This is a genomic window from Dictyobacter formicarum, from assembly GCF_016587435.1.
The window spans coordinates 383,880-396,865 of the sequence record NZ_BNJJ01000002.1; the positions used below are offsets into that span (position 1 = coordinate 383,880).

Annotated in this window: 12 protein-coding genes; 4 read left to right on the plus strand and 8 right to left on the minus strand. The window is 47.0% G+C overall.

Translation table 11 applies throughout. The features are described from left to right. Together JMI88_RS04200 and JMI88_RS04205 are read right to left on the minus strand one after the other, a co-directional pair. Nucleotides 1–96, minus strand: coding sequence for a potassium-transporting ATPase subunit F (locus tag JMI88_RS04200; RefSeq protein WP_201360479.1), 96 nt, complete (start codon nucleotides 94–96; stop codon nucleotides 1–3). Nucleotides 97–184: 88 nt separating this feature from the next. Next, nucleotides 185–625: a response regulator gene (locus tag JMI88_RS04205; protein ID WP_201360480.1), complete on the minus strand. Its 441-nt coding sequence runs from the start codon at nucleotides 623–625 to the stop codon at nucleotides 185–187. Between the two features lie 604 nt (nucleotides 626–1,229). Between JMI88_RS04205 and JMI88_RS04210 the strand changes: the two genes are divergently transcribed. Further along, complete coding sequence (locus tag JMI88_RS04210) at nucleotides 1,230–3,260, plus strand: APC family permease (protein ID WP_201360481.1); 2,031 nt, start codon at nucleotides 1,230–1,232, stop codon at nucleotides 3,258–3,260. A 135-nt stretch (nucleotides 3,261–3,395) separates the two neighbouring features. On the opposite strand, the gene JMI88_RS04215 is transcribed toward JMI88_RS04210, so the two are convergent. Continuing rightward, nucleotides 3,396–4,094 carry a response regulator gene (locus JMI88_RS04215; protein ID WP_201360482.1) on the minus strand — a complete coding sequence of 233 codons (699 nt, stop codon included), beginning with the start codon at nucleotides 4,092–4,094 and terminating at the stop codon, nucleotides 3,396–3,398. Continuing rightward, entirely contained in the window at nucleotides 4,087–5,760 is a 1,674-nt protein-coding gene (locus tag JMI88_RS04220) for an ATP-binding protein (protein WP_201360483.1), read from the minus strand. Before JMI88_RS04220 ends, JMI88_RS04215 begins: the two co-directional genes overlap by 8 nt. A gap of 110 nt (nucleotides 5,761–5,870) precedes the next feature. Here JMI88_RS04220 and JMI88_RS04225 point away from each other — a divergent pair, with 110 nt between their 5' ends. From JMI88_RS04225 to JMI88_RS04235, 3 genes are all read left to right on the plus strand, one after another. Next, entirely contained in the window at nucleotides 5,871–7,253 is a 1,383-nt protein-coding gene (locus tag JMI88_RS04225; protein WP_201360484.1) for a TolB family protein, read from the plus strand. Nucleotides 7,254–7,479: 226 nt separating this feature from the next. Continuing rightward, the gene (locus JMI88_RS04230) at nucleotides 7,480–7,848 is read left to right on the plus strand and encodes a nitroreductase family deazaflavin-dependent oxidoreductase (protein ID WP_201360485.1); all 369 of its coding nucleotides are present in this window, start codon (nucleotides 7,480–7,482) and stop codon (nucleotides 7,846–7,848) included. A gap of 67 nt (nucleotides 7,849–7,915) precedes the next feature. Beyond that, nucleotides 7,916–8,122: a hypothetical protein gene (locus JMI88_RS04235; RefSeq protein WP_201360486.1), complete on the plus strand. Its 207-nt coding sequence runs from the start codon at nucleotides 7,916–7,918 to the stop codon at nucleotides 8,120–8,122. A gap of 80 nt (nucleotides 8,123–8,202) precedes the next feature. Here the strand turns inward: JMI88_RS04235 and JMI88_RS04240 are convergent, their stop codons facing one another. From JMI88_RS04240 to JMI88_RS04255, 4 genes are read right to left on the minus strand one after another with little or no spacing between them, the layout of a single operon-like run. Continuing rightward, nucleotides 8,203–8,907: an ABC transporter ATP-binding protein gene (locus tag JMI88_RS04240; RefSeq protein ID WP_201360487.1), complete on the minus strand. Its 705-nt coding sequence runs from the start codon at nucleotides 8,905–8,907 to the stop codon at nucleotides 8,203–8,205. A gap of 29 nt (nucleotides 8,908–8,936) precedes the next feature. After that, nucleotides 8,937–9,794 (minus strand): ABC transporter ATP-binding protein, encoded by an 858-nt coding sequence (locus JMI88_RS04245; RefSeq protein WP_201360488.1) that lies wholly within the window; start codon nucleotides 9,792–9,794, stop codon nucleotides 8,937–8,939. 21 nt (nucleotides 9,795–9,815) lie between these two features. Further along, nucleotides 9,816–11,864, minus strand: a complete 2,049-nt coding sequence (locus JMI88_RS04250; RefSeq protein WP_201360489.1) for a branched-chain amino acid ABC transporter permease — start codon at nucleotides 11,862–11,864, stop codon at nucleotides 9,816–9,818. A 57-nt stretch (nucleotides 11,865–11,921) separates the two neighbouring features. Beyond that, nucleotides 11,922–12,863, minus strand: a complete 942-nt coding sequence (locus JMI88_RS04255) for a branched-chain amino acid ABC transporter permease (protein ID WP_201360490.1) — start codon at nucleotides 12,861–12,863, stop codon at nucleotides 11,922–11,924. Nucleotides 12,864–12,986: the final 123 nt, after the last annotated feature.

A 12,986-nucleotide genomic window follows, 5' to 3' on the forward strand; every position in this document is an offset into this window, starting at 1 on the left:
TTAGAACTTTTCAGGGGCCAGCAAGGCAATAAACAGATATACAGCAATGGCTAGTGTCACAATACCAACCAGCAGGTACTCCAGCGGTGTGTTCATTGTGCTCACCTCCTATAAACGCTCACAACCGACGGTGAAGCCGATACAACATAGGAAAAAGACGATACTTATAAGAATGATTAGGATATCAAGCATGAAATCCCTCCTCATTAACTTTCGCTCTGGCACAGCGTTCACGCCGTTCAGCAGCCTCAGCGGCCAGGCGCAAGACGGCTTCCATGGGAAATGGTTTCGGCAGGTAGGCAAGAGGATGAAATTCTGCCAGACGATGCGGACTAACTCTGACAGCTGAAAGTACAACTACCGGCAATTTTCCCTGCAGCATGTCATCGGCCTTGCCGAAGGAACTATCTTCACATTGAATGGCCCTCAACACGTCCCATCCGGTCTGATCTGGTAAATTGATGTCTAACAATATAAGATCAATTGGTTTAATACGCAGGTAATGAAGAGCACTTTGAACGTCAGTGGCACTGCTTACTTCGTGTCCGCGTGCCAGCAGATTGCGCTCTACCACGTTGCGTAAGACGTCATCATCTTCGACCAGTAGAATTCGTGCTCCTGCCATATCTCTAACTCTTTCTATTGCGGTGCCATCAATTCTTCCTCGCGCCTGCTACGAGATCAAATATACCTCGTATTTTCTCAATGCGCGGTAAAGAGAAAAACAACAATCCTCAAGAATCACTCAAGATATCTCGGGAACACAATACAAGCGCGACCATACACTGTCAGATGAATAAGCCTGCTCTTGGATGTCTCTCGTAGTATCGGTACAACGTGTCAATCTATAATGCCCACCTGGCAATCGGTTACTTTCTAGTAGTTCGATTAATCGGTAGATAAGTGCCTGGAAATTCCAAAAAGTATTTTATTGCGTAGAAGTCTATAAAAACACGAACAGGGCATGGATATGCATCTTTCTAAAGAATAGATAAGAAAAAAAGTCATAATTATTAAAAATAGGTCAATAAAACTAGCCAGAGACTAAAAATTATGTCAAAATTTACCCTTAAAGGGTTTTACTTGTCCTATCTTGCTGTGCTACACTATGGAGCATACATTGTTTCGACTACGTATATTGTCACAGGGCTATTCATAAGTGTGGTAAGGGTAGTCCACACGTTGTAGGAACATGAATAATTTCCCCTTTCAAAGGACGATTAAATAGTATGGCACAGGAATCTGTGACTCAAAACACACAAACCATCGTGCAACATCAAGAGGACGAACATTCGTCGGGCAAAAATTTGCTTGGCCCTCTTCTCTGCTGGGCAGTTGTCTTTGCGGACATAGGAACCTCTGTCTATTACACCCCCGGCATTCTCTATCAGACTGTACAGGGGTTGGCCGGCTTCTTCGTGTTCCTGACGATGTCCGTCTTTATCTTACTCGCCTTGAAGTATGCAGAAGTTACACATCGCTTCCCACAGGGTGGTGGTGTGGTAACGGTGGCAGCTCAGGCCATTAATCCCTGGTTCGGGGCCCTGGGCGGGATGTTTATTCTGGTAGACTACTTCCTTACTGCTGCTATCAGTAGCCTGTCAGGCATTCTTTATTTTAGCGTGGTGTTCCCTGCCATCGGCGGTGCACCAACTCCACTCTTTATTACTATCGGCGTTTTGATACTGCTAGGTATCTTGAACTGGGTGGGTATCAGTGAAAGTGCTAAAGTGAGCCTGGTAGGAGCTGTAATCGCATTCGCTAGCGACATTGCCATTCTCGTTACAGTCTTTACCCATCTTTCACTGGGCGATTTCTTCCACTTGATCACCAAAATGTTTTCCAGCCATAATCTGACGCCTTTTTCACTTCTGGCTGGTTTCGCCGGTTCATTCCTTGCTTTCTCAGGCCTTGAGAGCATCTCACAGCTCTCACCGGTTATGAAAAAACCGCATAAGAAAGTTGCCGGTATAGCTTTGACTCTGGTCGTCCTGACAGTTGGTTTGACCAGTCCGTTGCTAACGATGCTTTCGACGTTATTGCTACCTGCGGCAGCGCAGAACGAGACGCAGTCGGCTCAAATTATTTCTCTACTGGCAGGCAAATGGGGCGGCCCGGTACTGCAAACAGAGGTGGCTATCAGTGCCAGTGCCTTACTTGTCTTTGCCAGTAATACCGCGATCATTGGCGCTTACCACGTCTTTATTGCCCTTTCGCGTATGGAGTTTCTGCCAGAATTTATACTGAAGCGTAACAAACTACGTGGTACTCCTCACCTCTCGATTGCCCTGGCAACAGGCATTCCGATCATTGTGCTCCTGATGGTGTGGGGAAACATTAATCTCCTTGGTGATATGTATGCCTTTGGTCTGTTGGGAGCCTTCTCGCTCACCTGCCTGGGTCTCGATGTTGTACGCGCACGGGATTTAAAGCAAGCTCAGGCACTGAAACAGGCAGCAATAGCGCAGGCCAGTACGCAAGAAAAAGAAACACACAGGGCTGTCGAAGTCCATGATTTGATGAAGTCGAATGTCCAACCCGCTGCAACTACTGGGGATGAGCACGCCAATGTATCAGGCGGACTAGGCAGACAGGTTAGTGAGACCTATGAAGCCACAAAACTGTGGTTTAAGATTAACTTTGGCTTAGGTATCCTGACGACAGTGCTGGTAGTAGTGGCCTGGGGAACAAATCTGGTTACCAAACCACTGGCCACAGCCTTTGGTGGCGGCGTAACGATACTTGGAATGGGGCTTGCTTACTATAATCACAATCGCCATCAGAAAGAGGGCAAGGTTCCTGTGCCAGTTGTGGTTACACGGCTCCAGGGTACATATCCGCAGACCATTCTGGCCATCCTTACTCCACACAATCCACACAATAGCGCAGTGATCCGTGCCGCTATTAATAATGCCAGCGCAGAAACACCGATCCTGTTCCTTTACCTGGCTGGTAAGCGGCCACGTCCAGCCGCGCCACGAATGATGGAAATCATTGATCCTTACCTGGATGATCAGGAGGCTAAAGATACCTTTAGTAAGGCTGAGGCTTTAGCAATTAAGGCCAAAATTCCTAACCGAACTTATATATATCTCCAGGAGGAACCTGAATTAGCTACACAGATCTGGCAGTCAATCCATCCTCGAGATACTCTGGTTGCTATTGAAAACGCCAGCCAATTTAAAGATATCAATCCGGATCGTATTCGCTACGAGTTGACACCGGAAGGTAAAGTAGCCCATCTCCTTAAGCGGTGGTAAAAACTCTTAAGGAGATAAACTGGCAAATCTGTCTGGGGGCGTAGCGCCTACAGCCCCTGACGATTCGCACTTTCGGTGCTCAAAACAATTAAAAAGGGTGCGGGCACAGGCGCGCCAGCCAGTAGGGGATGCAGATTAATCTTCGGTGTTGAAGCGATAGCCAACTCCTGATACGGTTAAAATAAACCTGGGGTGGGCGGGATCGGGCTCAATTTTGCGCCGCAACTGGCCAACATAGACGTGCAGATAATGAGCTTCGGTCCCATATCCCGTTCCCCATACCTGGGCCAGCAACATCTGGCGCGTCATGATTTTTCCTCGGTTTTTGATCAATGCTTTTAATAAGTCATATTCTGTAGGTGTGAGCTTGACCTCCTTCCCATTAACATGCACGCTGCGTTGCGCGAAGTCTACGCTGAGTGGACCGGCCGTAAAGATGGGCTCAGTTCCAGATTGTATCTGGGCTGTATGCCGCAGGGCGACTCTGACACGCGCAAGCACTTCATCTATGCCAAATGGCTTGGAAACATAGTCGTCCGCTCCCAGATCAAGCGCCAGTACTTTGTCGCGCTCGGTGTCTTTTACAGATAAGACAATGATTGGCAGATTTGATTGCTCGCGCACACGTCGGCAGACTTCCAGGCCGCTGACGCCAGGTAGCCCAAGGTCCAACAGCATGAGATCTGGTCGGTGCTGTCCTACCTCTTCCAGCGCCCCTTCGCCGCTTTCAGCGGTAAATACCTCGTAGCCATGAGCCGTCAGGCTGCGCTGTAATGCACGCAAAATTTCAATTTCATCGTCAACAATAAGAATACGAGCACCACTTTTACTCATGAATATGTCCTTCTATATGTTCAAGAGGCAAGGTAAATCGGAAGATAGCACCACCGCCAGGCCGATTTTCTACCCAGATACGGCCACCATGGGCCTCAATTAATCCTCTGCATACCGCTAACCCTAAGCCGGTCCCCATAATACTTGTTGCTCTCCGCCTGGCTCCTGAAACTCTATAAAATTTATCAAAAATACGTTCTAGATCGGATTGAGGAATGCCTGGTCCACGATCCGCAACACTTACTATGATCTCGTGATCGTTAGACTCTACAGTAATCTCTAGCGGAGAGTCTGGAGGTGTATAGCGTACGGCATTTTCTAACAAATTAGTAATTACCTGGTCTATCTGCAAATAATCCAGTTGTACCGGCGGCAAATCGTCAGGAATATGTATGATAAGGTTTCTATCCTGCAATACTCCTTGCATATGTCCACTTACGTCGTGGATAAGCTCGCCAATAGGATACCACTCTTTTTCGGCTTTGAGGGCCCCTCCTTCAATACGAGACATATCCAATATATTGCCGACTAGTCGATTGAGCCGATCTGTCTCTTTTTCAATTGCCTGCGCAAAACTTTTTTTCGCTTCTTCATCCCATTCTACATCTTCTTGCAGCAGACTACTAGCGGCCGCTTTGATAGACGAGAGCGGTGTACGCAGGTCGTGAGAGACCGATGAAAGGAGTGCGGAACGCAAAGCATCTGTGCGACGGAGCAATTCGATCTGTAATGCCTCGCGATGGAGCCTGGCTCGCTCAATCATGGCAGTAGCCTGATCGATGAAGGTCCAGAAAAAAGCATTCTGATGGTTTAAGTCTTTTTTTTCATCAATCAATGCTCGTTCCATCGGAAAACGACGCAAACCGTCAGCCATCAGCAGACGCGCAACGCCTACTACTTTCTGTCCCTGGTGCATAGGCACCAGGCGCACATAGTTATGCTTTGGATGCGTTGCTTGAATTACACGCCTGAAGCGGAATGGTAGCGCTTTATCCGTATCAGTATAGAAATCAAAGATTCTTCCTTCTAGCATTACTGATTCTGCTGTTCTGATTTCGTCAGATGTGATTTGCATTCGTGCTATATCCTGTAGAGCATCAGACTGTAAGCTCAGCTTTCCATGCTCATCTGGCAATAAAATAGCACAGTCAATCACACCAGCCGTTACAAAGTTATCGACAATCGCATGCGCCACGATATCCAGTTGCTGATCCAGGTTCTCTTCGCTAGTAGTTGCATTGACCAGTTCATAGAGGGCGCGGGTCTCTTTCTCGCTCTGCAGTGCTTGTTCGGCTCGCTGCCGCAACGCGGATGCAAGTTCGCCCGTAATAATCGCAGTAACTAAAAATATAAAGAGCGCCAGCCATTCTTCATATTTAAGGATTGAAAAAGTAAAGAGTGGAGGCACCAGGAAGAAGTCAAAGGAGAAAAAAGCGCTTAACGACGCAATTACGGCCGCATATAATCCGCGCATGGTAGCCAGACCCAGTACTATTAATAAATATAAGAAAGATATATTTGGAATAGCCGGATAAAGCCTCGCAATATAGATTATGCCAGTAACAAGCAGCGTTAGAAGGAGAGCAAGACAGGCATCGGTAGCAAACCTTTGAGTATGGTGTTCCTCTGTATCACCTAAAAAAAGCACTTGCTGAATTTTTTTCATGGCATCTGCTTATCTCTCTCTACCATTTTAGGATAGATATTGTTACATTCTTACATCTCCCGATGAGAGGATATCACACAAAATGTAGAAAAAAAAGGAGACATTCTTTTATGTCCAGTCTCTTGACCAGGCATATTTTTAAATATTATACTCAGCATATGAAAAAATACTCTATTATACTTTTGATCCTTATACTGTGTCAGCTACTTGTAGCCTGCACTCCCGGTCACACAGGCAATGATGTTGTGGCTTTTCTACGCGATGGCCAGCTCTGGACAAGTGATCCTGATGGTGCTAATGCGTTCTCGGTGGTTTCTCAATCGACGCCAGTGGTCGGCTATGCGTGGTCACCAAATCATCAATTACTGACATTCCGTACACTAGATGCGGATTTTGCGAAATCACCGGCCGCTGAAACGCTCTCTCCATATCCACAGGCTCCATTGATAAGAGATCTGCCCGGGACATTGAACACCATTGGAGTCGACGGGGGAACCCCTATTTCTATTGCGTTTTCCAGCCCTGACTTTAGTTATAATAATCCTCAATGGAATAGTAATGGTACCCGTTTGATCTATCGGCAAACGCCCAGGAATTTTTCAGCTACCCCTGCTAATGCTCAATGGTGGATCGCTCAAAATGATCAGCCAGGTGGTATTGCGGCTAAACCTTTTACTAATACTTTTTCTATTCCTTCTATATCTTATGATACGCAAAATTATTTACTGATAGGCAATGCTGCCAATGGGGTCTTCACAACGACCATCGCTAATACACAGAAAACTCAATTGACTGGTCCATTAGCTGGACACCCTTTACCTGCTTCGCTTGAACGCATTCTATGGCGGCCAGCCCATCGCAATCAAAGCTTCTTATACGCAGTTGAAACGATAGCAACCCATGCTGATAAACCATCCTCTCAGCTCACAGTAAAACTGGTCTGGCACACATTGGAGGGTCCTGCTACCACCATTGCTACTTGCGCCTGTACACAGTTCTCCTGGTCCCCGGATGGCAACTATATACTATATAGCACGGGCACAGATATAACATTTCTCAAAGTTACAGACAATACTTCTTTTACTATCAAAGCAGAGGCCAATGCGGTTCCTTACTGGTCGCCAGATAGCAAGTTCTTGCTGTTAGATGGTCCTCAAACCCTTTCTCTTGTCAATATATCAAGCAAGCAACAAACACCATTATTGAGTGGCACAACAGGAAAAACAGTGGCACCATCACAAGTCCCCGCCACTAATAGTTTATTACAGCCCATTCCCAATAATCTATGGTCAGCGGATAGTCGCCATTTTATCTTTGTAAGCCATAACCACTCAGCCTGGCAACAGCATTCAGCGTTAGATAGTAAGGCACTCTATACTATTGCGATAAACGATGCTGGCAAGCCACAGGGAGAACCAAAGAAAATTGCTAGCGGTACCATCACACAGGCTGGATGGACCTATCAAGATCCCAATACATCTTTTCTATTCTAAACACTCATCTTGAGCAATGCTTCTAGTCTTATGATTTTTAACAAATAAAGTAGGTATAATGCAGGGAGGCGCAGGAGGGCCGGCGAGGCCCTCCTGCCGCAGGCGGGAATGAAAGAGATATTTTATGCCTTTTTAAAAATGAAAAATCATAAGACTAGAAGCATTACGATGTGTTTCATCTTTGTATAGGGTTATTTTAACGCTAACGACAAAAAGGATGGACTCTATGCCGATAGAAATACAACACTTATCGCATGAGGAGTACTGCTATCTCACGACCACTGGTCGTCGTTCAGGCAAACCTCATACTATCGAGATCTGGTTCGCTTTGAAAGGCTCAACGCTCTATCTCCTCTCCGGAGGTAGAGACAAAGCAGATTGGGTGAAAAATATACGCCAGCAGCCGACGGTACAGGTCAAACTTGGCTCCCTGACATATATAGGACAGGCTCGTATCCTTTCTTCGGGCCCTGAAGATGAGTTGGCTCGCCAGATCGTCTTCGCTAAATATATACCTCGCAGTACTGATGATCTGACAGAGTGGTCACGCGACTCACTGGCTGTTGCGATCGATCTACTCAATGAGGTACAGTAAGGAAGGATCTTTCGTGATACAGTCCTGTACAACGAATGTATACGATAAACTATGAGGATGATGAGACGTGAGTAAAAAAGAACCCAGGCTGCATCTGGTTGGTCAACATCCGGAGCCAATTGATGACTTTGATGAGCCAGATGAGTATGATGCAATGGAACAACTAGAGCTTCTAGAGTCACTACGTGAAGATATGGAGGATCTAGGGGTGACCACGCTAGCAGAAGTTATCGAGCGTATTTCGGAGCTGCATCGCCAGTTGGATAAACATTAAGACAGATCAGCGATCAGACAAGAGGAACGATGAAGTGGCAAGACTTTATGCTACACTTCATCGTTCCTTTTGTTACAGGGCTAGCCTCCCAGGTATGCCTGGCGTACCAGGTCATTGGTAAGCAGGTTTTTTGCCGTATCACTCAGGACAATTTTCCCCGTCTGTAATACATATCCACGATCAGCCAGGCTTAAGGCCATTGATGCGTTCTGCTCCACCAGAAAAATGGTCATGCCTTCAGATCGAATACGTAGAATAGTATCAAAAACTGTCTCTACCAGCTTTGGCGAGAGTCCCATTGACGGCTCATCCATACAAATCATCTTAGGACGAGACATCATGGCACGTCCCATAGCGAGCATTTGCTGTTCACCCCCAGACATGGTGCCAGCAATCTGCTTCAAGCGCTCTTGCAAACGCGGGAAGATCTGGCAGACATGATCCATGTCTTCAGCAATTTCTTTCTTGTTGGCACGTGTAAAAGCTCCCATTTCCAGGTTTTCACGTACCGTCATGCGAGGAAAGATACGTCGCGCTTCTGGCACCAGCGACAGACCCGACTTGACAATATCGCCGGTCAATTTGCGTTCAATGTTCTGATCATCAAAGATAATCGAGCCGCTGCTAGAACGGACTAAACCAAAAATTGTTTTCATGGTGGTAGTCTTACCTGCCGCATTAGCACCGAGCAGGCAGACAATCTCACCTTTTTCTACTTCAAGCGAGATGTTCTGTAATACATGGCTTGGACCATAATATGTATTGACATCAACGAGTCGTAACATCGCAGACCCCTTTATCGTTTTTTTGCACCTTATGCTTCTGGTTCCGACGTGGTTTCTGTCTCCGATTGTCGACCCAGATATGCTTCGATTACCCGCTTATCATTGCGTACCTCCGCAGGTAATCCGTCCGCAATCTTTTGCCCATAATCTAACACAGCAATATGATCGGACATTCCCATAGTTACCGCTAGCTTATGCTCAATTAAGAGAATCGTGAGACCGAGCTCATCGCGTAAGCGCCGAATATATTTCACAGCCTCTAACGTTTCAGCTTCGTTCATGCCTGCCGTTGGCTCGTCAAGCAAAAGCAGCTTGGGATCAGCCGCCAGGGCGCGCGCAATCTCTACACGCCGACGATCAGCATAAGAGAGATTCATTACATACTCATCTTGTCGTGCCACCAGCGCCGTTCCAAAGAAGCCAAGCAATTCTAAAGCTCGCTCGCGGGCTCGTTGCTCCTCTTCGACTACATGGCGTGGTCGGAAAAGCGAGCCCAAAATGCCTGCTTTAAGTCGAGTATGCTGGCCCACTAACACGTTTTCTAATACCGTCATGTTGTTGAACAGGCGAATATTTTGAAACGTACGTGTAATTCCCTGTACTACAATCTTATCTGGTGATAATCTAACAATAGATTTGCCATCAAGTATAATTTCACCGGTTGTAGGCTGATAAATACCTGTAATCAGGTTAAAGACCGTGGTTTTACCAGCTCCGTTAGGGCCAATGATACTGACGATTTCACGCGGCCTCACAATCAAATCTACTCCAGACACAGCTGTCAGTCCACCAAAAGTTTTGGTGACCGCTTTGAGTTCTAGCAATGCGTCAGTTGTAGCTAGAGCAGAAGCAGACTGGCCATTCAGCTTTACCTGTTCAGAACTCATCTTTTTTCTCCTTCGTTGCTACTACTCTACATGCATTTCTGCTTCGAACTCGGGGGTTCCAGGTGGTTGATCAAGGGCAGAAGCCTCTACTTCTTCGTCCTCATTCTTAGTATGACGAAGCTCACGCTGGCGTCTCGCACTTGGAATCAAGCCTTCCGGTCGGAAGATCATGATGGCAACCAAAATGATGCCAAACAACAGGTTACGGATATTGTCAAAGGTGAAGTTTGGCAAAAGTTGGGGCAAGATGTGCAGGATGTTGTTCGGGTCTGTCGCATAGGTGTCTAATTGGTTGAGAATGAGCAGGTTGATCGCATAAACCACGACCGCTCCCACCAGTACACCCGGAATACTACCCAGGCCACCGATAACAACCATTGCCAAATAGATAATAGAGTCAGTTGAGTTAAAATCGCCAGGAGCAACCGTACCCAACTTGGCTGCGTGATACACACCAGCAATACCGGCAAAGAAAGCACCGGCTGCAAAGGCGAACAATTTGGTATTCACCAGATTAATACCTGACGAGGATGCAGCTATCTCATCTTCACGAATCGCGATCCAGGCTCGTCCCAGTTTGGAGTCACGCAATCTGACATTGGCAAAGATGCAGGCTCCTATTATTATCAAGATGAGATAGTAGTATGGCGTTGGGCTATTGGACCAGTTTATGCAGAATGATCCAATACATGGGGTGGCTGGTGAATAAACGCCAGCGATACCATCAGTGCCATTGGTGTATTTGTCCATCTGCGTAAAAACAATGGGAATAATTTCACCGAAGCCCAGGGTCACAATAGCCAGGTAGTCACCACGCAGGCGGAGCGTTGGTGCGCCTAGCAAGATCCCCCACAGCGCTGTAATCACTGCCGCAATAATGATCATTGGCCAGAAAAACCAGGAGAAGGTGCTGGGATTAGCAATGATGCCGGTCAATTTGTAAAATTGGGATGAACCTACCATAGACCAGGCATAGGTGCCAATCACGAAGAAGGCAACATAACCCAGGTCGAGCAGACCAGCAAAACCAACGACAATATTCAGTCCCAGAGCCAGGATCACATAAAAGCCCAGATCTCCATAACTGGTGATCCGACCCTTTGAGCCAGATCCAAACAAAATCGGGTCCAGAATAGGATACAGCACGACAAATGCCATCAGTATAAGCAGGTAAATACGGGTCGCGCCTTTACTCTGTAGAGGCCTGTCATTAGGGATAACATCTTTTGCTTCCTCTTTAGCGCGGCTCGCAGACAAACTATGCAGTTGTTGTTCCCGGCTTACTTTACGGGCATTACTTCTCCAACCCGTGCGTCCTTTTTCAGCCTGGTCGTTCTTACTCTCTTCAACACCTGCGTCTGGTCTGATTACGTAACGTAAGGCAATAACGCCACCCAGGCGACCAAGAAAATAGCCAACTACTGGCAGCAGGATAGTGCGCGCAACAACCCAGATCAACAGTAAATCGGGCAATTGACCTGACGCGTAAAAAACCAGGTCGGCAATCAAAGAAATGACGGCAAAGATAGTGGCGAACCAGAAACCAGCCTGTTGAGCCAGTCTGACCAGCGCAGCTCTCCCTTGCTCATCAATCACATGCAGGCTCTCCAATGGCGGTGGCGGCGTATAACCCATAGCCAGGCGAACACGATTGCGGACAAAGAGATAGATTCCCCAGATCACAACCCCAAGACCTAAACCGATCAGTAAATTCGCTGTGCTGGCCAGCAAAATCAGGGGAATAACCGCAGCAAATACGACGTCGCACCAGACTTCTATAGTGCTACGACGTCCGCTATCTGCGGCCACCAGATATCCAGCTAACACGATTGTTGATAGGTAAACGATCAGCATAAAAATAGCTTGCAGACTCAGGGACCAGAGGTCATGGTCATACAAGGGGTTCTGGGGATAGAGAATACCTAGCCATATCTGGTTGATAATTTGTTCACCCAACCAGACAAAGGTGAAGACAGAGATGGGCACAAGCAAGGCTACAAGCCATTTTATTAAGAGCTTGCGCGTCTCGGTCGTTGGAAGTAGCTTCCGGGGGCTTTCTGATACAGCCACGTTTTATCACCTCACTTTTACACTTGATTTGTTTTGAGTTTTGTGTAAAGTGCTCTCTTACACTTTCTCGGGTGTGTTCTGTCCAAAAAGTCCAGACGGACGAAAAACAAGGATCAAAATCAAGATGGCAAAGATTACTGCCTTGTTCCAGGCATTTCCACCGTGCGGCAAAACAGTTGGAGGAATCAGAGTCACCAGCGAATAAATTAAACCGATCAGCAACCCTCCAAACATAGCACCGACCAAGTTTCCGATGCCACCCAGTACAGCGGCGGTAAAAGCTATCAAACCTTGCTCAAAACCCAGGTAGAAATAGGTGTTAGGAAACTTGAGGCTGTAAATGAATGCAGCGGCACCAGCCAATCCGGCACCAATGAAGAAAGTGATGCCAATCACCAGGTTAACGTTCACGCCCATCAGAGCCGCTGCGTCGCGATCCTGGGCCACAGCCCTCATCGCGCGCCCAATACGTGTGCGCGTAACCAGCAGATGCAGAGCGATCATAAGCGCAATTGCAACTATTAACACGAAGATGTTGATTACATCGATATCGATGGGACCAGCATGAACAACACCAATTGGCAAAGAGACGAAAGATACGTCTGTATTGCCAAACCAGAGCTTACCAACATCCTGGAGAACGAGGGAAACGCCAATCGCAGAAATGAGGGGAGCCAGACGCGGTGCGTTGCGCAAAGGACGATAGGCGATGCGCTCAATGAGTACACCTAATATAGCGCAGAAGAGAAATGAACCAATACAAGCAAGAGCCAATTCACTAACCAGGACCCAGTTCATTACAGAAGGCGGGTTGGCTGCGGTCACACCTAGAGCACTAAGGATAGCAATGGTGACAAATGTCCCCAGCGTGAAGATGTCTCCATGAGCAAAGTTAATCAGTTCGATAATACCGTAAACCATCGTATAACCCAGCGCAATCAGTGCATAAATAGCGCCTGTGGCCAGGCCTACGATTAATAGGTTTAAGAAAGTAGCCATTGGCTGGTTACTCCTTATCTTCGAGTAGTGATAGATTATCAGGAACACATTGAGAGGATTGAAATGAAAAACCTGGAGAAGTATCAGCCGGAGAAGGATCCGCTTAATACCTCCCCAGGTACC

Excerpts from the sequence above, each read along its gene's own strand:
- JMI88_RS04240 (WP_201360487.1), bottom strand. The coding sequence starts at position 8,907 with ATGTTACGACTCGTTGATGTCAATACATATTATGGTCCAAGCCATGTA.
- JMI88_RS04225 (WP_201360484.1), top strand. The coding sequence starts at position 5,871 with ATGTCCAGTCTCTTGACCAGGCATATTTTTAAATATTATACTCAGCAT.
- JMI88_RS04215 (WP_201360482.1), bottom strand. The coding sequence starts at position 4,094 with ATGAGTAAAAGTGGTGCTCGTATTCTTATTGTTGACGATGAAATTGAA.
- JMI88_RS04210 (WP_201360481.1), top strand. The coding sequence starts at position 1,230 with ATGGCACAGGAATCTGTGACTCAAAACACACAAACCATCGTGCAACAT.
- JMI88_RS04220 (WP_201360483.1), bottom strand. The coding sequence starts at position 5,760 with ATGAAAAAAATTCAGCAAGTGCTTTTTTTAGGTGATACAGAGGAACAC.
- JMI88_RS04255 (WP_201360490.1), bottom strand. The coding sequence starts at position 12,863 with ATGGCTACTTTCTTAAACCTATTAATCGTAGGCCTGGCCACAGGCGCT.
- JMI88_RS04245 (WP_201360488.1), bottom strand. The coding sequence starts at position 9,794 with ATGAGTTCTGAACAGGTAAAGCTGAATGGCCAGTCTGCTTCTGCTCTA.
- JMI88_RS04230 (WP_201360485.1), top strand. The coding sequence starts at position 7,480 with ATGCCGATAGAAATACAACACTTATCGCATGAGGAGTACTGCTATCTC.
- JMI88_RS04200 (WP_201360479.1), bottom strand. The coding sequence starts at position 96 with ATGAACACACCGCTGGAGTACCTGCTGGTTGGTATTGTGACACTAGCC.
- JMI88_RS04205 (WP_201360480.1), bottom strand. The coding sequence starts at position 625 with ATGGCAGGAGCACGAATTCTACTGGTCGAAGATGATGACGTCTTACGC.